Here is a 23,304-nt window from a genome sequence, read left to right as displayed (position 1 = left end):
CATTACTTCATCAGGAAAGACTGGATAAATGGCTCCTCAACAGCTACCTTTGGATTGAACTTGCCGCTTTTGACATAGTTATCTACACTCACCAGTAATTGCCGGGTTGCCGGACGATTCGCCATGTCCTTTTGAGTGTCTACAGCCAATACCAGTAATTTCCCCTGTCCAACTTTTGCCTCAAAGCCAATTCCCAACTTTTCATTATTATCATAGCTGTCGATGATCTGAATGAATGGTCTCAGATCCTTCGGCGCGTTCTGCATTTCGATAACCCTGGCATTGTTCAGAATATCCCACCATTGCCAGTCGGTATGATAGGATGTAATAAACTGATCGAAAACAGGATGATCATTCTTGATCAGTGCCCCAATCGTCATTGGCTTCCACGCAAACATGATCGGGTTCCAGAAGTGATTATGAAAGGTTGAAGTGCGACCTTTCACGTTTTCCGGCTGCGGACAAAGAACAACCGTTTTACCTTGTGCAAGCTGCTGCTTTGCCTTGTCGTCGTACATGGAAGTATAGAGAACCTCCGCAGTTGATTTCATCAGGTTTTCATTTCTGGGGTAAACCCAGATGTCCCAGCTATTTTTTATAGCTTCATTTACAGAAAGATGAACGGTCAGTTTTTGGGCCGAAGTAACTCCCTTCAGGTTAAAGGAAAAGTTACCTACCGGGAATACATCATCTCTTCCGATACTCCGTTTCCTTAAATTACCGTTCTGTAATGTTTTGCCCGCCTCGTTAGTTACCCACCATTTTATTTTAGCATTTTCAATGGCCTTGGGTCCGAAATTGTAAACCTCCGCATCACCGGCAAAAGTTTCATCATTAAAATAAGAGCTTTTAGCATAACGAAGCAGGGCGACGGTAGGAGCGCAGGATTCCCTGAATTTCTCTGGTGTTACTAAACCTTTTGAATCCCAGAAGGGATCCAGCAGACCTACCGGAGCATATCCCTGTCCGGGGAAATCGTTTAAAGAAAGCAACTGAAATCCGGCCGATTTGGATGAGCGAAGCAAGGCTTCGATTACGGCTTTGTACTCCAGAACGGTAAGTGCACCGGATGCTTTGAAAAAGTCGGGAGCCTGATCCAGCATCCCGTTCTCTTTTAGCATATCACGAAACACTTCGAAGTTACGTGCCTCTACCGGGCTGTTGGCATATTTCTTTATTTCTTCAAAGTTAGGGTAAATGCAACGTTGACCAGATTCGTGTGAAATGACAGGTACATCTACATCCGATTCCGTACTCCTGTCCCATTTGGTATGAGGCAAACCTTCATACACCTTTACCGGTCCTTTGTTCGTTTGCTGAGAAACGTAATATTGATCAGATTTTACACGTGTCCGTGCTGTAGAACCACTAAAAAGATGCCTGTTATCCAGGTCTCTGGCATTCGAAGTCAGCTCTTCGATAAAATCGAAGTTTCCTGTTATTTCATTACCATTGCAATACAATACGAAAGAAGGGTGATTTCCGTATTCTTTTAGTATGCCCCGCATTTCACGGCGGAAGAAGTTGTAGCGATCCTCATCAACTTCAGCATCCTTGCCCCACATAGGCATTTCCACCTCGAAATAAATCCCGTGTTTGTCGGCCATCCGGAATGCTGCCTTTGGCGGACACCAGGAATGGAACCGTAAATGATTCATTCCATATTTTTTCAGGATAAGCATAATTCTCTCCCATTCAGCATCGTCAACCGGAGCATAGCCGGTTTTAGGGAACACAGCGTTTTCTACAGTTCCACGAAGATGTACCGGACGATTATTTATGAGCACATGGTTTTTACCCTGCTTAACTTCTCGCATGCCGAAGGTAGCAGATTTCTCATGCGTGTATGAGCCCTTTTCAGAACTCGTCTTCAGCTGACAAGTGATATTGTAAACATTTGGATTGAATTCGTCCCATAGCTTAATGTCTCTGCCCAACTGAATCACCTCTTCAATGGTAACAAGAGAGTCGTTCACGCTAACCGGAATCTTTTTAACCATGTTATATTTTTTCCCGTTCACGGTGAAGCTGGCATTACCAGTAATGTTCTTTTTCGTGTAATTGCGGACCTGCATCTTCACTTTTATGGACTTGTCAGCTATATTTGGATAGACCTGGAGGTCATCCACATATACAGGATCAATGGCGACTAATTTGATCTCTCCCAGGATACCATTCCAGTTTATCTGGGTGAACTCTGTATGCGCATGATTCCACTTATGCGTATTATACTGATAGCGGTTATCTATGCCAACGGTAATGCGATGCTTTGTTCCTGGGGTAACGAATGCCGTTAAGTCGTGGTTATGCGGAACACTTATATAATCTACCTTGCTCACTTCTTTTGTGTCGACAAAAATGGAGCTTAACCAGTGTGTACGTTCAAAATACATGAAAATACGTTTACCTTTCCATTCTTTCGGGATCTCGATATCACGCTGATACCAGGCCGGTGCCATGTACTCGTATTTACGTGTTAGCCGGTCGATGTACTTATAGGGGTTTTTGTAACCGATCTTAAAGTCGTCTGTAATGCCAGGAAGTATTATCGAGTCTTGCAGTTTATGGTTATAACGCGGCGACAATGATCCCCGTCTAAAATCCATAACGTCAGTCTGGAAACCCCATTTTCCCGACAGATCTATCTCCTGTGTCTGCGACGTCGCTTTTAGCAGCGGCAGCAATAACAAAATGGTCAATGCGAATTTCAGGCATCGTCTCGTGAATTTCATCTTCTTTCCTGGCAAGTTTTTTAATAATTTTTCTTTGTGTGTGGGCATAGTATTATCAGTAAATGGCGTTTTTAGATTGTTCCATTTTTATTTAATGATCAAATATTAAATACTCTACAACTTCCTCTTTAACCGTGTTAGCGCTTCCAAATAATAATAATCTGCATAACTAAGCGGTACATCTACCTCTGATTTCATTGGAAAAGCTCCGGTACTGTGCTTTAATATAAAAGCACCATTCTCCCCCAGGGAAGCCGTATAGGCAGCCGATGCCAGCGTACGAACCTGCGTTTCGGCCACTTTCATATATTTTTTAGACAAGCCCTTATCCACATAATCGCTTAGCTCAATTAAAGCCGAAGCAATTAAGCTGGCAGCAGATGCATCCCTTGGCGTCTCCGCTGTTTTCGGCACATTAAAATCCCAGTAAGGGATAAAATCCTTCGGCATTTCAGAGTGATTTATAATGAAGTTGGCAATATTTTTGGCTTGCTCCAGATAGCGTTTATCCTTTGTTTCCCTGTACAGGTAAGTATAACCATACAGCCCCCAGCCCTGTCCCCGGGCCCAGGCGGATTCATCAGAATAACCCTGGTGGGTTTGTTTTAAATGCGGTTTTCCTGAAAGGGTATCATAGGATACCACATGATAAGAGGAATAATCAGGCCGAAAATGATTTTGAATAGTTTTATCAGCGTGTGATACCGCAATTTCCTTCAACTTAGCATCTCCGGAATATTCTGCAGCCCAAAGCAACAGTTCCAGATTCATGAGGTTGTCGATTATGACAGGATACTGCCATTCTTCCGTATTGTGATCCCAGGAGCGGATCAGCCCAACTTTCGGACGATAGCGGGTCGCCAGAGACCGGGCTCCCGTTAGCAACACTTCTTCGTAGCGCTTTTCGCCGGTAAGGCGCAGCCCGTTACCGAAACTGCAATACAGCATAAAACCTACATCATGATTATCCACCGTATATTTTTCGCGTTCTACGCGGTCGGTATACAGTTTGGCATAACTTAAAACCTCCGGATTTTTTGTATTTTCATAGATATACCATAATGATCCAGGGAAAAAGCCACTGCACCACCAGCGTGAATCGGATGAAACGTCCTTGCCTTTATCGAAGGTACGCGGCAAGCGACCTTCCTGTGAGGCATACTTTTTTGCCATCAGCAAAGACTGCTGTTCAGAAAACTTCAGCGCATCCTCAACAATGTTCTTCAAGGGTTGCCCTGAAGATGTTTTACAGGTAACTACAACAGCAAAAACCAACAGAAATAACTTATTCATACTCAAGCTCTACTATTTTATGTTCTTATAATAATCCCTCATCAGATACCAGGCTTTCTTTTTAAAGCCCTGGTCGGATATCAATCCTTTCCTGTTCCAGCCATCCTGGTTAGTCGGGTGAAACCTGAACGGCGATCTGAAATCAAATAAGATCCATGGAGCTGTACCACGCAGGTTAGGAATGTTCCTAAACATCTTTAAGTTATCGCGGTAAAGCGTAGCCTGGTAATCTTCGCTCCAGGAACTAACTACATCCTCATTCCCCAATTGACCATACAGGGCCTCTCCGCCAAATTCAGAGATGATCAAAGGTTTCCCCTTAGCAACCTCCCACTTTGCCTTCTCCGGAGCCAGCGGCCACTGGTGGTACCAGCCCATATATTTATTGATGGCCACCACATCCAGCTCCTGGATAAAAGGATCGTCCATCACAAACAATTGCTTTTCCTTGTTAAATCGTACCAGATCAAAAGCAGCTGTCATCAAGCGGGTGGTGTCAACAGCCTTGCAAGTCTCAATCAGATACTTAAGAAAATTATTTCTCGGTTCGGAAGGCTGGGTTTCATTAGCTACCCCCCAGAAGGAAAGTGCACAACGATTCTTATCACGCATCACCATCTCTCTGATCATATTACCTGCCTTTTGTTTAGTCGCTTCGTTCTCAAAGTCGATGCCCTGCCAGATGGGGATCTCTTCCCAAAGCATGAATCCCATTTTTTCGGCTAAGCGTACCGTATATTCGTTCTGCGGATAATGCGCAAGGCGGATCATATTACATCCCAACGCTTTAGCTTCCGAAAGAAGCATCACGGCGTCCGCCTCTGAAAATGCGCGACCTTTGCGTTGTGGGATTTCTTCATGGAAACTAATTGCCTTTAAAAACACAGGCTTATCGTTAAGGTAAATATCCTCTCCTTTTGTATACAGGTTACGAAAGCCGATCATTTCCTCTACTTTATCATCTTTAGAAGAAATGATAACCTTATACAACTTTGGAGAATCAGGCGACCAGCGCTGCAGTTTCTTAACGTTAAAGGATACTTTAGCAAAACCCTTATTGTCAGTAGTTAAATCTTGATCTACATTCAATTCCGGGATCTGAATACGGATGTTAACGTTGGCAGCATTTTCGGAAAGTTTTATGCGTGCATCGATCTTATCTGCCTTCCGTTTATCCAGTTGAACAAAATAATCCTCGATGAAAACTTTCGGAGTACTTACCAAAAAAACATCGCGGGTAATACCTCCGTAATTCCACCAATCGAACGCCATTGCCGGGATCGCATCTACGGTACGGGTATTGTTCACTTCAACAGCCAGGAAATTGTTAGTATTCTGAACCTGGTCCGTGATCTCTATCTGGAAAGGAGTAAAACCACCTTCATGCTTGCCGATCTCCTTTCCGTTCAGATAAACACGACTACGGTAGCTTACTGCTCCAAAATACAGGAACAAACGCTTCCCAGCTTCCTTTTTTGCGTCGAAACGACGTGCATACCATACCGTTCCTTCATAACGATGGAGTTCCGGCGACTGGCTGTTCCAATCCGAAGGCACATTCAAACGAAGTCCATGATCAAAAGAATACTCGTAAAAGTCAGTTTTGCCTTCGGGTTTCTTGTTAAGATAGATCTTGTTTTTACGTCCCTGATCATACTGATCTATGATAGCGTCCCATTTACCATTCAAAGACTGAACGTTACGTCCATAAACATTAGCAATCAGCTCTTGAGCAAAACCGTCTGAAAACAGCAGGCAAAAGAGAATTACTACACTATATCTTATATTATTGTATCTCATATATTATTTCTTATAGATCTTCATGGCAAAACCACCACCTTTTGCCATAGATAAACTCAGCTTTTTATTAGCTGGAATAACCGTCTTTACTTTCTTATAATCTGAAGCTATGCGGTTTGCATTAACGCCATCTTTGAACATCTCAACCTCATAATTGCCATCTCCGAGGAAAGACAAATTCAGCTCCAGGGTACGTTCATCCCAGTTAGTGAGACCTCCCACATACCAGACATCCCCCTTTCGTCTGGCAGTAACCACGTATTTGCCTATTTGACCGTCGAGCGCCATAGTATTATCCCAAACTGTTGGCACCTGGGCGATAAAATCTGTACACTCCTGTTCCTTCGTGTAATTCACTGGATTGTCGCAGAGCATATTCAGAGGCGACTCAAACACGATATATTCAGCCAGCTGGCGGCAGCGGGTACCCTGGCTCATCGGTTCGTCGTTTATACCTCGATGAGTTCTTTTTGTCGCGTTCCTCATCGCGCCCTGGGTATAGTCAACCGGACCAGCAACCATCCGGATAAATGGCATAGTAACATCGTAAGTCACAAGATCCATTTCCGGTCCCGTCCATTTCATTTGCTCCATACCATTTACCGCTTCGTAATTGATTACGTTAGGATAGGTGCGGTTCATGCCCGTAGGCTTGTAGGTTCCATGAAAGTCGACCATTAATTTGTACTTCGCTGCGGTTTCAGCGGCACGATAGTGAAAATCAACCATCTGCTGATCATCCCGGTCCATAAAATCGATCTTGAAACCTTTGACTCCCATTTCAGAATAGTGCCTGCACACTTTCTCCATGTCACGATCAAACGCATAGTAACCTGCCCAAAGGATGATGCCTACATTTTTCGTTCTCCCATAATCAATCAGCTTTTTAAGATCAATTTCGGGCACTACCTCAAAGAGGCTGGCCTTTAAGTTCACTGCCCATCCCTCATCCAGGATCACATACTCGATCCCGTTTTTTGAAGCAAAATCGATGTAAGCCATATAGGTTTCGTTGTTAACCCCGGCAATAAAGTCGACACCCGACAGGCCCCAGTGATTCCACCACTCCCAGGCAACTTTACCTGGTTTTATCCAGGATATATCTTTAAAGCGCGCAGGAGCAGCCAGTTTATAAACCATATCGTTATCAGCCAATTGCTTGTCATCTGTAGTTACAATAACTATGCGCCATGGAAAGCTCATTCCAGCTTTACCTTTTGCGATATACGCTTCACGGGCGGTAACTAGCTGCTGAAGCTGGTTATGTCCCCCCTGTTCGGTGGAAGCCGGATAAGGAGCAAACTGCGATCTGAGGGAAGTTGAACCATCTTTGTTGATGAGGTACATACCCGGGTAATTTTCCAGGTCGGATTCAGCTATGCAGACTTTCTTCCCGCCATCAAGCTCCACTACAACGGGACTGAAAGACAGTTTATCTTTACTAAGCAAGCTCAGTGGCGAATACGTATACGTATTCTCAAAAGAATTAAAATATTGCCCTTCAATAGTTGTGGCTTTACTCTTTACATAGGGTACATAAGCCTTGTGATCCTTTGCGAAATTAAATGAAGCTTCTTCGTTTTTTACCAGGAAATCACTACTTCCTGTCGATACGAAACGGTAGGCCATTCCCTCATTGTATACACGAAAAACGAGGTTAAAGCCTTGGTTGAACTCCAAAATGAGTTCTTTATAATTGTCATTTATAGTATTTCTTTTATAGAAGGGAGATGTAATGTTCTGATTGACCTGGCTGGTTCTTGTTCTTTTAACGCTTGAATTAATGCCGAAATCATCACCTTCCACCAGGTCCACATAAAGAGGAGAAGGTTTCAAAACGATATCTTTTTGATGCGACAGACTGTAAGTGATCTGCTTATCAACAACTACGGCTACTGTTAATCGTCCATCGGGCGAACTGATGCTGTAGTTCTTCTTGGCATAAGAACAAAAAGAAGTGAGGGAGAAAAAAAGTATCAGGAATTTATATCTCATGTAATTAATTGTTCAGAATTTTATATTTATATAGGACAAAGCTGTTTATGCTATCAAGTTTGATCTCTACAGCCCCTTCAGTACCAGTTCTGAGCGTCATAGATCTTCCATCACCAAGTACAGGTGTTAATCGTATTTTTATTTTTCCAGGTAACCAGGTTTTTATAGTACTGGTATTATGCGGTGTATTTTCCCTGAAGAAAATAAAATACCCCTCATCGCCTTTACTCGATCTTATGGATTGAAAGCCAGTCCATGATCTGCCTGAGGGCTCTTCTCCTATAGGCAGTATAGTTCCCATATGAAAGTCGTGCTGTATCTTTTTGTAAGCTTTTATTAACTTGCCAACGCTGAATGCTTCCTGTGGCAAGCCGCTGCCTTCAAACCATGCCAAAGGTTGTCCGGCCATAGTGGTGGCAAAGAGGTAGTCAAAGGAATAATTAGCCGGAGCAAACGGATCCTTTCCATATTTATCCGTATTACGCCACTTGTTCAGGAACTCGATCTGCAATTTTTCAGCAGGCACATATTTAGACAGTTGCCATAAATTACGCAGTGTCCAGTAAGGATAATAATTCTGCCAGTCTGTATAGCGGTTTTCGAGGAAGATATTGCCATACTCATTAAACATATGATACCCCGTGCGGCGTCCGGCAGTTGCATCCAGGTTAAATACCACTGCATCATTTGTTTTTTCCAGCACCGTATCGAATAGTTTCCGAAGGTTAATTTCCGCCTCTTTGCTTGGGATCGACAATCCGTCGATCTTAAATGTGCGGATGCCATAAATCTTATACAGCTCAACTATAGCCTGTACATCCTTTTCCCAATCCGCATAACTGTTCTGTACACTAGGATTAAACCAGAGACAAACTTCCACGCCCAGTTCCTTGCCTCTTTTCACTACCGGATGTAAACCATTTGGATATTTCTGAGGATCAGGCTTCCAGTAATCAGGGTTATCCCAAATATTTTTGAATGACCCTTTGGCAACAGCCGAGTTAGGGCTTTTCCCTACTTGCCATCCGTCGTCTATCTGAAAATGAGTAATGCCAAGCTTAGCAGCCTTTTCAATCTCTATCAGGCTGAATTTTTCATTTACCTTCGAATCCTGGCTCCTGTCGCCCCAGGTATTCATCATGATCATCTCATCTCTTAGAGGTAGCAGTTTGCGGAGATTCTTTTGATAACTACGCAAAGCTATCAGCCTGTTTACCTCCGAACCGCTGTACACACCAATCACACAACCGTAGGTTTTCCGCCACTCATTTTCTTTGATATCGTTTTTCGCCAGCCCTAGCCCTGTCACCATAAAATGTCCGAACTCAGTAGTGAAATCAAAGCCCTTATAGGCTAATTGCGTGCTGGAAGAAGGCGCTTCTTTCAAGAAGAATATACCTTTATCGCTTTCAACGTTATGTGCAAAGAGCAGATTCCCTTTATATGAATTTTTACGGTAAGGGATAATATTGCTTTCGAATACCAGGTTGTTGTTCCAGTCAGAAACGTCATAAAACTCAACCATCTTTGTCTTCCAATGGAATCCATCCAATTTGATCTGGTCAAGTACAGCCGTAACTTGCTTCGATTCATTCTCTACTGCCGATTCAATATTTTTTTTATCGGCCAGATCCACATCGTCCTGTCCCGGAGCAGGCTCTATCCCACCTTTAAGATAGGTATCGCAAGCTATCGCAGCGCTGTTTTTATAAATACGAAAAACGCGTTTAACATCAAGCGGCCCCATGGAAAAAGATACAGTTGTCTCCAGGTAAGCCGTATGGATACCAGTTTCCTTCACTTCCTTTGAAGTAAAAGATGAATTTGAAATAGTCGCTGCCTCTTTTGATACCACAAAATCGGAGGACTTTCCCCTGTTCAGCCAGCTTTCCCCTGAGAATTTATCAGTCAGGCTGAAAGTTATCAGGTTTCCTTTATTCCAAATAAACTTTCTTTCTATGAGATCATTGCCTATTAATAGGGTATCTTTCTCCAAACGGCTGTAATAGCTGTCCTGGGAAAAGGCAGAAGAAGAAATAAATATTATAATAGTAAGCAGTTGTAACAATTTTTTCATATCAGCTATCCCGGCGTTTTGTTTACACCCGAAATTCAACATAATTCCAATTTTTGAAAAACTCCCAATTCTATATAAGAAAACTTTGTATTCGATTCTAATGGCTGGTTCTGCTCTCAGCTTTAAATCGTTTATAATTGTTTCAATAATTGGTGCTTCAAAACTAAAGATAAGCAGCGTTTGATGGGTTCGTTTCTGTACAGAAATGGTTCATTTTTGTACAGAGAAGGGCTTTAAGGCGATTTTTAATCAGTAATGATATCGCGTAAAAAAAAGATATTGAAAATCTGAGGAAGTAATTTTGCGCTCGAAGTGCTATTCCTTACGTGTATTGTTATCCCGAAGCCTTATGGGAGAAAAGCCATGTACCTTTTTGAAGGCAACGCTAAAATTGGAGGTGTTCTGATATCCCAGCAATAAGCCTATTTCGTGAACAGACAAGCTGGTGTCTAATAAATACGTCTTTGCCTGCTCCATTCTAATCTCCTGCAAATATCCAAAAACTGTATGACCGAAAATACTCTTAAAACCTGTTTTAAGTTTTGTTTGGTTGATGCCTACCGTTCTCGAAAGTTCTAAAATTGTAAAGGAATGGTTCAAATTTTCCTGGATAAGGGAAGCCGCCCAGAGTATGCGCTCACGGTCTGCAGCACTTAAATTAAAGTCGTGCTGCTCGTTTTCAAACTCAGCATAAAGCATCGCGATCAACTCAAATATCTTAGATTCAAGATATACCCTTCTCGTCAGACCTTCAAAAGTGCAGTTTTTAATATGATTTATGGTGTTGTAAATGCCGGGGCTTACTCTGATACTTTTACTGAGTAGCTGACAGCTAATATCCTTCTGGATCAGGTTGAGAAACGTGTCCAGAGTTTTTGATTCGCCTTCGTATTGGTTTAGCAAAGATACCGGAAGATGTACGTCAAAGGTATCGTAGCTTAGCCCTTTCCTGAAGAGAATTTCTGCCTGATTTTCTTCCGCAGACAAGTAACTTATATTGCCAGACCTTCCAGGCGCGATGTGCTCTTTGCCGTCCTTGCTTTTGTAGAATATATCCCTATCCGACAAGTTGAATTGAATTTCCAGTAAGGAAGATTCTCCTTTCCCGGAGATTATGACATCATCTGTCATTACATAATTACTTTGAAGAATGGATAAATGATGTCCCAAGATCTGTTCGTTATACACAATGTCCCCCTTTAAATCAGGCAGGACTATACGATGTAAATCGCCAGATGAGCTAACATCTTTAGATTTACCCAAAATACTTGTGATATCATCAAAATCCGAACTGGCAATTCTAAAGGCCATAGCAATTTCCCAAAGGTAATACTTCTAAAATCATAACAAAAACTTCCTAATTCATAAATTACCTGTTTTCAAAACAGATACTTTTGCCGATGTAAAAGTAATTTATAATTAGTATAAATAAAAGAAGTGACGGGCAGAATTTACTTAACGTGCATACTGATATTAATAGGCTCTATTGTACTTGGCTGTCCGGTACGAATTCATGTCAGCGATTCTTTGGGAAATCCCTTGTCTAATATCGCTGTTAAAATTAAACCCTTATCTGGGAAAACTGATGTCTCAGGGGATCTGGTACTGGAACTGAAACAAGGCAGGCATTTTATTCAGCTTCTTGACAACTCGGGCATATTACTTGAATCATTTGTTTTTGTTGATTGCAATAGCCAGAAGACCTTCAACTTTATCCTGAATAATACTGCCCGGCGCTCAATCGAGTTGAAGGAAACGATTGTTCGTTCGAAAACGGTAAAGCAGGCAATCGAGGCTTCTCCATTTGCGGTTCAGGCCATTGATTTGAAAAAAGATTATAACAAAGGCGGTGACATCAGTGAAGTGTTAAACAGGGCATCAGGGGTTAAAATAAGAACTGATGGAAGTATAGGGGCTCCTGTTCAGATCAACCTGGGTGGATTACAGGGTAAGGCTGTCAGACTGTTCAGAGACGGTATTCCTGTTGAGCTCTTTGGGCATGGATTTAGCCTGGGAACTATACCTGCTAATATGTTGGACCGTATAGAGATCTATAAAGGTGTGATGCCTCTCTATCTTGCCTCAGATGCCCTTGGCGGAGGTGTCAACCTGGTATCTAGGCATGAATATAAAAACCAGGCGGAGATTTCTTATGAGAGGGGTTCTTTTAACACTCATCGGGCTACACTATACGGAATCTGGAACGATCCGGCGAAAAAATGGTATGTCGGCACAAACAGCTCCTTTAACTATTCGGACAACAATTATAAGGTTGAGGCTCCTTTTATTGATACGGAGACAAGTGTTACCAGCTATAGAAATGTCAGGCGTTTTCACGACGCAACCAGGACGCTTTACGTCGAAGGCTTTGCAGGGCTGCAAAACAGGGCCTGGGCAGACGATCTGCGTCTTACCGTTCTTGGTTCGGGCTTTTACAAGGAATTACAGCATGACATATTGATGAACAAGGTTAATGGGCAGGCTCTTTCTAAAGAGAAAAATTATACAGGGCTGCTTAATTACAAAAAGAATTTCTTTGATGAACGATTAAAGGTTAGCTTACTGAGTACTTACAGCTTTTTCAAAACCAGATTTATTGATACGGCGACTGTTCGTTACGGATGGGATGGAAGTATTATCGGAACAGGTTTAACGCCTGGTGAAATTAATGGTGGCAATGATCAGCGATTGGATTATCGGTTTTTCTCAGCCCGTCTCAATGTTTCTTATGCCTTATCCCACAAACATACGGTCGATTTCAGCGAACTATTTCATCACCAAAACAGGAAAGGAAGTGATCCCCTGGGTTCGATTTCACCGGTAGAGAATATTGATGTACTGACAGTGCCTGCTTTTTACCGGAAGGATGTGATGGCCTTAGGGTTGCGGTCAACATGGTTCGATGACAGGGTAGAAAGTATTGTTGCATTGAAGTATTATCATTTCAACACGAAAGGTTTCACTACAGACAATTCAGGAACAGGATGGCGTTCTGCCAATGATACCAGCCGCATAGGATATCTGGCTGGCCTGCGATGGACCAAGGGCCGTTTCCTCACAAAAGTTTCCTATGAATATGCAACTCGTCTTCCTGATGAGATAGAAATTTTTGGAGATGGAGTACTTTCAAAAGAGAACATGGACCTGCAACCTGAAAAGAGCCATAATGTTAACCTGAATGCCCGCTATTCAATTATAAATGGAGACAACCGGCTTACCTTATCTGCGGATTTATTCTTCCGAAAAGTGAAAGACGGCATTTTTCTGCAAAAGGATATTCCGTATAACAGATACATTAATTTCGAACATTCAGAAATTAAGGGCTTTGAGTTTGAAGCCTCTTATGCTACTGGTAAGCGTTTTGATCTTGGAGCTAACTTTACTTACCAGGATATCCGCAGAATAAATATAGAGGATGCTCTATTTAAAATTGAGGAAGGTTCCAGGGTGCCTAATATCCCTTTTCTTTTCGGTAATTTTTGGCTGAATCAAGGGTTTAAAGGTGTCTTTAATCGTGCCGACCGAATGGAAATAAACTGGAATGCGAACTACACTCACCGGTTCTTTCTGCACACGATTCCTAAAGGAAATGAGCCAGCGCTGTTTGGGAAAGTTGAAGACTTCCAAAGCTCACTTATTATTCCAGCCGACGGCCGGTTAGGGCTGTTTTCAAATAACGCAGGCGTATACTATCATTTTCCAAATCAAAAGATCTCGCTGTCTGGAGAATGCAGAAATATTGGAAACGTAAAGCTCTACGACAACTTTTCTGTACAAAAGCCTGGCAGATCATTCCATGTCAAGTTAGTCTATCATATTTTTTAATTACATATTTCAATAAGAAGATACAATGAAAACAAGTAAACAGTTACGCAACCTGATGCTCGGCCTGGTGGCCCTGGCCTTTATGGCTTCCTGTAAAAAGGATAATGATGATCCGAAAGAACCTGACACCGATCTTCCCGCAAATGAAACCTGGGTGATCTACAACGCTTCGGCAGGTTGGTCGGGTGGTGTATACGCACTGAAAGACAATAAATCGCGCGAAATTAATCTGAGCGGACTCCCGTTCTTCCAGGTTAGCAGCAACATGGGAGGAAGAGCTTTTGGAAAGACTCTTTACCGGGTAAATAGCGCAGCCGGAGCTCAGGGACTTTTGAAGATGGACATCAACGCTTCAGGAAATGTGGTAGAAGGTAAGTTTTTAGCTTCACAAAGTACGCAATACATCACTAATTACCTGGTAGTGAGCGCCACTGAAGGCTATTATTGGGATGATGTGAGAGGCGGTTTGAAAGTTCAGACCTTCAACCCGACTACTATGGAGCGTACCGGCGAGATTGATTTCAGCTCATTGTCAGAAGGACTTCCTAATGAATCTGCCGGACAGCTGATCATTGCTAAAAGAGATGATAAATTATATGTTGACTTGCTTTTGGGTACCAAGCTAGCCGGTGACTGGCAGGTAACTCCGCCAAACAAGGAAGTTGCTATTGCAGTGTATGATCTCACTCAGAAAACAATTCTTGGAGTAACAAAGTTTGCCGGAACCACCAACCTTGGAGTATTTATCGATAATGTTCTTTGGAGTATAGATGAAGTAACGAAAGACCTTTACTTCGTTGCAGTGGGAGATATGAAGAGACAATCTTCTGAGTTTTCTTCAAAGATCCTTCGTATAAAGAACGGAGAAACTCAATTTGACCAAACTTTCTCGATCGACATTAAAGCTTATCAGTTTCCTGCAGAATTTAACAGACTGTTTGCTTACAATAACAAGATCTATACAACAATCCCTTCTCGTGCAGTGTCTTACTATGGTGGTGGTCAGCACGGTGTTAAATACAGGGATGATGTTTGGTACTGGAACGAGATCGATGTCAATACTAAGCGTGCTACCCGTTTAAATATACCCGCAGATAGTTTTTACGGCACACAAAATCCTTTCTTCCATAATGGGGAAATCTATTTCGTTTCTAACAATACTACTGAAAGTTTCTTTGGTGTAAACCAATATAATCCTTCAACAAAAGTTGTTAAAGAAACTTTCCGTTTAAAAGAAAGCGGAAGACTAAATGGATTTAATATAATAACAGAATAGTACAGAGTAAAGGAGTCTTTTAGATTTGAAAGACTCCTTTATTATGCACAGGGAGAACGGTTTCCGTGAGAGTCGTCCCCGAGGACTTAAAAGGCTCTTTTATCAAATTTCAGAAAATTTAACATCTCCATTAGGCGGCCCGCCACCTGTATCTGTCTTGACTTTACTCTTAGGTTTTAACCATAATGCTTTGTCCGGTCGTTTTTTAGCCGTCGCCTCAGCTTTTTCGCGCAGGCGGGCAATTTCTTTCAATATGTTATTTCCAGGATAATACAGAGGAATTATCCGATACGTTTTACCATTATCACTGTTTTCTGTTTCTGTTTCTGTTTCGGCCTCAATGTGCCATGCCCCTATCAACTCGGAAGGACTCCAGGCTTTTGAGTTGAATGTTTGTGCTCCTCCAAAACCGTCACTTGCATAGGCATGAATGGACATGCTCAGCATCACTAACCTGCCTTTAATCACTTCATCATCCAAACGGATCACTCCGCCTTCAAAGCTTTCCTTGTATCCGATCTTTATTTCCTTGACGCTGTTATAGCAAAAAACCTCCTTTTTAAAGTCGAAGGCAATGGCTACAAAGCGAAGAACATAATTATGAACATTAACGCTGGGGGCTTGAATGTCTTTTCGGGTGATCGCCGGAAGCTCAATACAGATCTTGTTTTCAGCATCAAGGCAGGTTTGAGGCCTTGCCCGCAGCACCTTAGGTAAAGGTGAATTGTTATTAAACTGGAATCCATTCAGGAAACCCAGATCGGCATCATGCATATCTCTTTCGCCCCGTGCCTTTTGACTGGCCGTGACGCCGTTCCGGACAGCCGAATTCATGCGATTGATCATTCGCCCATCATAACCGCCGTAAGTATAGCCAAATGCATGCCTGATCACTCTGGCCGTAGTGCTGCATAAACCGAACTCCAGGCTGCTTTCCTTGCTTGCCAGGGTTTGTTTGAACTTTTTGGGCTTCATTTGTGCTACTTGCTTATCAAAGTAGCCCCTGTAAACAATGTTGTATACAGAACCGTGAAGAACTCCCTTTTTATCTATTATTGCCATCGTTTTATTTTTTGTTACGTATATAAATTTTATATATTTGAACATAAAGCTAAGTAAGGACCATGTGTCAATCAATGACTTAGGTCACTTATTGTAAAAAAATCCTACCACAACAATTACAGTATATTTCAAGGTTTAGTAAACGGCCAGGCTCCTGACCAACTTAAGGACGGGTTATCCCCATCTTCAATATATTGCTGCGTATATGCTAGCTAAATAGCTCTAAAAGTCCGCCTATTGCAAGTAAAGGCGGACTCACTGCGGTACTTACGAAGATTGTAGGCAGCAATATATAAAACCTGTTAAGGACTTGGGAAGAAGCATTAACGAAGATAGCTCTATGTTGAATTTTTACTGGGAAGGGCTCTTCCCTGCTTTGAATTTGGGACGATTGGCTTAGGGACGAGATTGTTGTAACAATGAATAAATGTAAAGAAACTTCATCTTTAAATCAAAATTTATTTATGCCTCTCAAAGAAAGACCGGAACACTTGAAACATTTCGGTCAACAGCCTTATTCGTAAGAAACATTCTTAACGCCTTGAACTTTTACTGTCACTGATCCGCTATTAAATAACTTCATCAGCTTCTCTGCAGATATTTGGTTTTCAGGCTTGAATTGAGAAATTCCAAGTTAGGCTGTTGATTTATACGTTTGCCCGCGATTGCGATATCTTTTAACAAAATTCCCACTAACTCATGAGGAGGGTATTCGCGCTATTGCAGTGGTAATTTCATCATAATATCGGTCTGCTCATCTTCACCTAACTTAAAAATGTGCTTATCGAATTCTATGAAACCATTTTTTTTATAGAAACTTACAGCCCTTACATTCTTTTCCCAAACGCCTAGCCAGACATAGTCTGCACTAATCAGCCTTGCAGCTTGCAGTGCCTTTTCAAACAGCAACTGACCTACATTTTTGCCGTGGAATTCATTTAATACGTAAATCCGTTCAATCTCAAGCGCGTTGTGTTCTTTTAATTCGGTTTGAGCCTGTCCGGAGTTCAATTTTAAGTAACCGATCACATTATTATTAAGCTCTGCAAAATAGAATTCGGAATTTTGATTACTAAGTTCAGCAATCAATCTTTCTAAGGAAAAGCTTTCTTCCAAATATTCTTTCATATTTGCTTCTGCATTTCCGGCTGAAAATGTCTCAGAGAAGGTTTGCCGGCCAATGCTTTGCAGTGTATCAATATCGTCAGCAATTACTTTTCTTATACGGATGGTTTCCATAATATACATTTGACCCCTCAGGGCTTATTAAGATAATTTCAGGTTAATGGGATACGGCTTTCAGTCCGATGATTGAACCTATTAAAGTGGTAAGGAAAAGCAGGCGAAGAAAGGTCGCAGGTTCCTTAAACACCAGGATACCTACTAAGACGGTTCCGACTGCTCCAATGCCTGTCCATACCGCATAGGCTGTTCCAATCGGTAAGACTTGAGTAGCCTTAATTAAAAGCCCCATACTGATACAAAGAGAAATAAGAAAGCCAGCATACCACAAATACATTTCGTTTCCAGTGGTTTCTTTTGCTTTTCCTAAACAATACGCAAAGGCTACTTCAAATAGGCCTGCGATAACTAAAATAATCCAGTTCATTTATTTTTGCTGTGCTAAAACTTTGGGACCATTATAAAAAAACAAAGCAAGATGATGGGCACCTTGCTCAAACTAACCAATTATAAACCTAAAATTATATGAAAGGGCTGTAGGGGAAGGAGTCGAACCTTCAAGGAGTGGTTAGGCCATTGCTGGATTTCCCATGATCTCCGCCACCGAGACAAGGAGGTGTGTCTGCCAGTTTCACCACCCTACAGTATTGCGATCTTTAAAAGAACTGTTGATACAAAGGTAAAATCATCGTGGTTATTTTGCAAATATTCTAATGGAAAAATCTATTTTTTAAATTATTTACAATACAACCAGGGTATATTACCAAAACATTAACACAACCTTAAATAAAAAGCCTTTTATTGCAATTTTCGCAAACACCTTTGCTTGTAAACTACTAGTTAAGCAAGTTCTTCCAACTTACTTTTTCCGCAATTATTTGATTTAGTTTATCGATAGCCACTCTTTCCTGCTGCATAGAATCACGCTCGCGGATGGTAACGGTGTTGTCTTCCAGGCTCTGATGATCTACTGTGATACAAAACGGAGTACCAATAGCATCCTGACGACGATAGCGTTTACCTATAGCGTCCTTCTCTTCATAAATCACATTATGATCAAGCTTGATGCTGTTCATTATTTCACGTGCTTTTTCCGGCAGACCGTCTTTTTTAGTAAGGGGAAAAATAGCAGCTTTTACAGGAGCCAGGCAAGGATGCAACCTTAACAGGGTACGGCTGTCTTTTTTATCGCCTTCGCTTAGATCCTGCTCTTCGAATGCATTGATCATTGTTAATAGGAACATCCGGTCTAACCCGATCGATGTCTCAATTACATAAGGGGTATAATTCTGGTTGATCTCGGGATCGAAATACTGGATCTTTTTCCCTGAGAATTTTTGATGTTGGCTCAGGTCAAAATCAGTACGGCTGTGGATACCTTCCACTTCTTTGAATCCGAAAGGAAATTCAAATTCTATATCGACCGCAGCGTTTGCGTAATGCGCCAGTTTGGTATGATCGTGAAAACGGTATTTTTCAGGAGATGTGCCTAAAGCTTTGTGCCACTTTAGACGGGTTTGCTTCCAGTAATCGTACCATTCCATTTCTGAACCTGGGCGAACAAAGAACTGCATCTCCATCTGCTCAAACTCTCGCATCCTCATAATGAACTGACGTGCTATTACCTCATTCCGGAATGCTTTTCCAATCTGGGCTATTCCAAACGGGATCTTCATTCTTCCGGTCTTTTGTACATTCAGATAGTTAACGAATATACCCTGAGCCGTTTCGGGACGAAGGTAGATTTTATCTGACTCTTCTGCGATTGCTCCGATCTGGGTAGAGAACATCAGGTTGAACTGACGTACGTCTGTCCAGTTGCGGGTACCTGATACCGGGCAGGCAATTTCATGCTCCACAATTAAGTCGCGCAAACCGGTAAGATCATCGCTTTTTAAAGCCTGATCCATAGCCTCCTGAAGCTGTTCAGCTTTAGCAGACTTACCGTCTTTTTCGTAACGGGCTATTTTGTCCTCCAATAACTGATCGGCACGGTAACGCTTTTTTGAATCTTTATTGTCGATCATCGGGTCGTTAAAACCATCGACATGACCGGATGCTTTCCAGGTAGTAGGATGCATGAATATTGCGGAATCAATTCCGACAATGTTCTCGTGCATCTGCACCATGGATTTCCACCAATATGTTTTTATATTATTTTTAAGTTCAGCTCCATTTTGCCCATAGTCGTAAACAGCGCTTAAACCATCATAGATTTCGCTGGACTGGAATACAAATCCATACTCTTTAGCATGGGAGATAACGTTTTTAAACAGTTCGTCGTTATTTTTGCTCATGATGCTGCAAATATAGTATTATTCAAGAATTGTGATCAGTATGTGATTTATTGGAACACTATATTGCTTTTCCTTTCATAGCCTGGGAAATTGCCTGGTCCATTAACCTTTCGGCAAAGGGCCGGGTAAACTCGTTCAGCTCATCGATCTTTTTATGGATAAGATCTTTGTCTCCGGAGTTTAAGACCTCTTTCAGACTTTCGATATGCTTTATGGTATCGGAAATTTCCTGAGTACTAACATATTCTTTATTCTTTTCCAGGAAACGTTCGGCGGTGTAGACCATCTGTTCGCCTTCGGTACGGGCTTCAATGATCATTCTTTGTGCAACGTCATCCTTCGCATGCGTGATAGAGTCGAATAGCATTTGCTCTACTTCCTGATCTGTTAAGCCGTAAGCTGGTTTTACTTCTACTTCCTGTTTTACACCAGAGCGTAGTTCTAATGCCTGTACGGTTAGGATGCCATCGGCATTCAGCAGGAAGTTGATATTCACCTTCGGCAAACCAGCAGGCATGGCTGGGATTCCTTTCAGATCAAACTCGGCAAGCTTGCGGTTTTCTTTTACGAGATCACGTTCTCCCTGATAAATGGAGATCTTCATATTCACCTGTCCGTCAACAGAGGTAGTATACTGGCGTCCAGCTTTGGTTGGCACTTTAGAATTCCGGGGAATGATCACGTCCATTAAACCACCCATAGTCTCAATACCCAGTGATAAAGGAGTTACGTCGAGCAGGAGGATGTCTTTACGGTTACCCGCCAGGATATCGGCCTGAATACCGGCACCTAAAGCAACTACTTCGTCGGGGTTGATCTGATCGTGTACTTCTTTTCCGAAAAATTCGGCTACTTTTTGTTTTACGAGAGGTGTACGGGTGGATCCTCCAACCATGACCACTTCCTGTATGTCGGCAGCGCTCAACCCAGCGTCCTTTAACGCGTTTTGGCAGGCCACGATAGTCTCTTCTACCTTTGGCAGGATCAACGAATCAAAGGTGCTTCTGGTAAGTGCACAAGGAATATCGCCCACCTTCTCATTATATATATTCTGGCTGCTTAATGCTTTTTTAGCTTCTTCCGCTTTAAGCCTTAATGCCTGGGCTAGTTCTTTGTTGGCAGATACCTCTTCCCTGTTAAGCTGATTCTGCTCTATCCAGTGATCGATAATAGCTCTATCGAAATCGTCGCCTCCCAGGAAAGTGTTCCCGTTGGTTGCCAGCACTTCAAAAATGCCATTCTGGATACGCATGATGGATACATCAAAGGTTCCACCACCAAGATCGTATACTGCAATGGTTTTTTCTTCTTCTGGGTTTAAGCCGATACCATAGGCCAGACTTGCAGCAGTTGGTTCGTTCACTATCCGGAGGACATCCAAACCTGCAAGCTTACCTGCATCACGTGTAGCCTGGCGCTGGCTGTCGTTAAAATATGCAGGAACGGTTATCACGGCGCGGTTGACAGGTGTCTTCAGGGCATGTTCGGCACGTTCCTTTAACTCTTTTAAGATAAGGGATGATAGTTCGATCGGGGTAAAAAACCTCTCTCCTACCTTAATCTTGACAAGACTTTCGGTATTATCATCAATAACTTTATATGAAAAGAAATCTTTGTAGTTTTCAATATCATGGTAAGAACGCCCTAAAAGACGCTTTACTGAAAATATGGTATTGGAGGGGTCTGAAACCAGATATGGTTTTGCTTCATTGCCCACAACCACACTTCCATCGGGATGAAAATGTACAATGGAAGGTACTAACACCCCTTTACCTGTATCATTTATAACCTGCGGTTTCCCTTCCGGATTTATAAATGCTACGAGACTGTTGGTGGTACCCAAATCAATCCCTACAATAATATCTTCTTTTTGGATAGAACCGGTTGCGATGTTAATAGAAACTTTAGCCATAATTATACTTTCCCAGCAGGCAAAGGTACTTAGATTAGAACGATTCTGAAATTACATACAGGATATAACTCAGTTGTGACAATTGCAAGGCTTTAAAAGCATTTGGTGATAGATGATTAGTATCATTAATTATCATAACCGCTATCACCTGGGAGTCTTTTAAAGATGAGTATTTTTAGAATTTAATTATGTTGTTAAAGGCAGGCGCGCCAGCAAAGACACGTGTGCCAGGAAAGCCGGCCAGGCAAGCTAAATTAATTAAAGGTGATATCGTGTTATGGAAACAAAAATATATTCATCCTCCGGTTTTGCTCATCATTGCAGCGCAGAAGAATTGTATGTACTGACCCGGCACTGGTTATCAGATCTGCATTTTTTTGCTGAAGAGATTAATTATTTTTTGAGCCTGGGATGTCATCAGGCATTCTCTAGCCTGGACAAACAGTCTGTTTTGAATATTGAGATCATAAGAAACGAGTTCAAGGAAATGCTGCAGCAAAAAGAGCGCCTGGAAGATTGCATTATTGTTCATCAAACCGCAATTAGTCACAGCCTGGATAACAACGGCCGGAACAAAGGTAAGTTCAATAATTTTAACATTTTGCAATCAAAACTTGAAGGTGAGTTATTTGATTTCATTAAAAAACTCAGACAAGTTAAATTACGCTTTTTCGAAGCCACAAAAAAGGCATATATAAATAAATCACATGATAAGGTTGTCGCTTAATCAATTAACATAGAGCATATTTCAATGAAGAAGGTTTTTTATTCGGGCTTTGTAGCCGGTATAAGCTTGTTTTGCATAAGTTATGGGGGATTGTTCCTGGCCATAAGATTTGTACCTGAGCTTTTTGTAAGTTATAATAATCCACTTTTCAACTCGGATGGCAGCAGAGATCTGTTGTTCTATCTGCACGCTTTTATTATAAGCCTTGCGTTATCCTGGTTCTGGGAAAGGTTTAAAAGCTTGTTTAATGGCCCTTTTATTCTGAGAGGTCTCGAATTTGGCTTTGTGTATGCCATGGTTGCGCTGGTTCCAGTGATGTGGATCACCTTCAGCGCCCTGGATATCACTATATCAATGGTATTAAGCTGGTTATTTTATGGCTTTATACAAGCAGTGGTAGCAGGAATTATTTTTGCTAAGATCAATCCTTAAAAGGATTGATTAAGTTAATGGGTTTAAGTATAACGGTGTTCCTGGCGGAGACCGTTTTTTTTTAATCTATCACCCGCATGCGCAAGTTGAACACTACGCTCAATTCATTGTTCGTCTGAATCATCCCACCTATCTTTCTTGGCGGTACTATATTGAAATCAGAAAAGTTTACTTGCCGTGTTCCAACTAGCTGGATTATATTAGCCCCGGAATATAAAAATTTGTAATCTACCTCAAAGCGTTTGGTTACTCCCGCAAGTTCTATAGAGACGAGACCTTTTATATATTCGCGCTGACCATTTAATTCGGGATAGCGGCTAAGATTAATAAATTTTACGATCAGCTTTGGATAGGTTTTAGCTTTTAAGGTTTTTCTTAGGTCACTCGTCATCACTGGATTGTGACAATCGAAGTGCTGCACATCGAGTATTAAAGAACCATTGATGGCAAGCGGAGCCTTTGATGCGTTCTTTGAGATGCTTAAGGTATCTGTACGCGCATAACTGTTAATCTCACAGTTGAACTTATTAATATTTGTACTTCCGTCAACTCTCAGGGATCCGCCTTTCATAATGACCCAGCGGGTTACCTGGGAGCTATCCTCTTTGTTTATAAAGGAAGATATGAAAAGAAGTAAAAGGATGATGAGAAACTTTGGGGAAAGCATAAAATAAATTTTACTTTACTAAAAAAG

16 protein-coding genes and 1 tRNA gene are annotated in these 23,304 nt (G+C 41.8%); 4 read left to right on the top strand and 13 right to left on the bottom strand.

Going from position 1 to position 23,304, the window contains the following annotated elements; genetic code table 11:
- Positions 1-2: 2 nt before the first annotated feature.
- From J3P37_RS04095 to J3P37_RS04070, 6 genes are all read right to left on the bottom strand, one after another.
- Positions 3-2,780: a DUF8487 domain-containing protein gene (locus J3P37_RS04095; RefSeq protein ID WP_256009729.1), complete on the bottom strand. Its 2,778-nt coding sequence runs from the start codon at positions 2,778-2,780 to the stop codon at positions 3-5.
- 66 nt (positions 2,781-2,846) lie between these two features.
- Positions 2,847-4,025 (bottom strand): glycoside hydrolase family 88 protein, encoded by a 1,179-nt coding sequence (locus tag J3P37_RS04090; RefSeq protein ID WP_256009728.1) that lies wholly within the window; start codon positions 4,023-4,025, stop codon positions 2,847-2,849.
- A gap of 12 nt (positions 4,026-4,037) precedes the next feature.
- Positions 4,038-5,825 (bottom strand): glycoside hydrolase family 2 protein, encoded by a 1,788-nt coding sequence (locus J3P37_RS04085; RefSeq protein ID WP_256009727.1) that lies wholly within the window; start codon positions 5,823-5,825, stop codon positions 4,038-4,040.
- A gap of 3 nt (positions 5,826-5,828) precedes the next feature.
- Positions 5,829-7,820 carry a retaining alpha-galactosidase gene (locus tag J3P37_RS04080; RefSeq protein ID WP_256009726.1) on the bottom strand — a complete coding sequence of 664 codons (1,992 nt, stop codon included), beginning with the start codon at positions 7,818-7,820 and terminating at the stop codon, positions 5,829-5,831.
- 4 nt (positions 7,821-7,824) lie between these two features.
- On the bottom strand, positions 7,825-9,897 hold the full coding sequence (locus J3P37_RS04075) for an alpha-galactosidase (RefSeq protein WP_256009725.1): 2,073 nt from the start codon (positions 9,895-9,897) through the stop codon (positions 7,825-7,827).
- Between the two features lie 315 nt (positions 9,898-10,212).
- Entirely contained in the window at positions 10,213-11,208 is a 996-nt protein-coding gene (locus J3P37_RS04070) for a helix-turn-helix domain-containing protein (RefSeq protein ID WP_256009724.1), read from the bottom strand.
- 126 nt (positions 11,209-11,334) lie between these two features.
- Here J3P37_RS04070 and J3P37_RS04065 point away from each other — a divergent pair, with 126 nt between their 5' ends.
- Complete coding sequence (locus J3P37_RS04065) at positions 11,335-13,722, top strand: TonB-dependent receptor plug domain-containing protein (RefSeq protein ID WP_256009723.1); 2,388 nt, start codon at positions 11,335-11,337, stop codon at positions 13,720-13,722.
- A gap of 25 nt (positions 13,723-13,747) precedes the next feature.
- Positions 13,748-14,998: a DUF4374 domain-containing protein gene (locus tag J3P37_RS04060; RefSeq protein WP_256009722.1), complete on the top strand. Its 1,251-nt coding sequence runs from the start codon at positions 13,748-13,750 to the stop codon at positions 14,996-14,998.
- Between the two features lie 102 nt (positions 14,999-15,100).
- Here J3P37_RS04060 and J3P37_RS04055 read toward each other — a convergent pair whose 3' ends face one another.
- The 6 genes from J3P37_RS04055 to hscA form a co-directional block, all read right to left on the bottom strand.
- Positions 15,101-16,060, bottom strand: a complete 960-nt coding sequence (locus J3P37_RS04055) for a hypothetical protein (RefSeq protein ID WP_256009721.1) — start codon at positions 16,058-16,060, stop codon at positions 15,101-15,103.
- 717 nt (positions 16,061-16,777) lie between these two features.
- Positions 16,778-17,299 carry a GNAT family N-acetyltransferase gene (locus J3P37_RS04050; RefSeq protein ID WP_256009720.1) on the bottom strand — a complete coding sequence of 174 codons (522 nt, stop codon included), beginning with the start codon at positions 17,297-17,299 and terminating at the stop codon, positions 16,778-16,780.
- 43 nt (positions 17,300-17,342) lie between these two features.
- The gene (locus J3P37_RS04045; protein WP_256009719.1) at positions 17,343-17,669 is read right to left on the bottom strand and encodes a DMT family transporter; all 327 of its coding nucleotides are present in this window, start codon (positions 17,667-17,669) and stop codon (positions 17,343-17,345) included.
- Positions 17,670-17,776: 107 nt separating this feature from the next.
- Positions 17,777-17,886: transfer RNA gene (locus J3P37_RS04040), tRNA-Asp, on the bottom strand.
- 192 nt (positions 17,887-18,078) lie between these two features.
- Complete coding sequence (locus J3P37_RS04035) at positions 18,079-19,539, bottom strand: glycine--tRNA ligase (protein WP_256009718.1); 1,461 nt, start codon at positions 19,537-19,539, stop codon at positions 18,079-18,081.
- Between the two features lie 58 nt (positions 19,540-19,597).
- On the bottom strand, positions 19,598-21,451 hold the full coding sequence (gene hscA / locus J3P37_RS04030; protein ID WP_256009717.1) for a Fe-S protein assembly chaperone HscA: 1,854 nt from the start codon (positions 21,449-21,451) through the stop codon (positions 19,598-19,600).
- A 277-nt stretch (positions 21,452-21,728) separates the two neighbouring features.
- On the opposite strand from hscA, the gene J3P37_RS04025 reads away from it, so the two are divergent.
- Positions 21,729-22,178 carry a hypothetical protein gene (locus J3P37_RS04025; RefSeq protein WP_256009716.1) on the top strand — a complete coding sequence of 150 codons (450 nt, stop codon included), beginning with the start codon at positions 21,729-21,731 and terminating at the stop codon, positions 22,176-22,178.
- A 24-nt stretch (positions 22,179-22,202) separates the two neighbouring features.
- The gene (locus tag J3P37_RS04020; protein ID WP_256009715.1) at positions 22,203-22,610 is read left to right on the top strand and encodes a hypothetical protein; all 408 of its coding nucleotides are present in this window, start codon (positions 22,203-22,205) and stop codon (positions 22,608-22,610) included.
- Positions 22,611-22,671: 61 nt separating this feature from the next.
- Here J3P37_RS04020 and J3P37_RS04015 read toward each other — a convergent pair whose 3' ends face one another.
- Positions 22,672-23,277 carry a YceI family protein gene (locus J3P37_RS04015; RefSeq protein WP_256009714.1) on the bottom strand — a complete coding sequence of 202 codons (606 nt, stop codon included), beginning with the start codon at positions 23,275-23,277 and terminating at the stop codon, positions 22,672-22,674.
- Between the last annotated feature and the right edge of the window lie 27 nt (positions 23,278-23,304).

The sequence above is a fragment of the Desertivirga xinjiangensis genome (assembly GCF_024436435.1).
In the GTDB taxonomy this organism is placed as follows: Bacteria; Bacteroidota; Bacteroidia; order Sphingobacteriales; family Sphingobacteriaceae; genus Desertivirga; species Desertivirga xinjiangensis.
The sequence above is the reverse complement of the archived record's forward strand: the minus strand, read 5'-3'. Positions and strand labels throughout refer to the sequence as shown.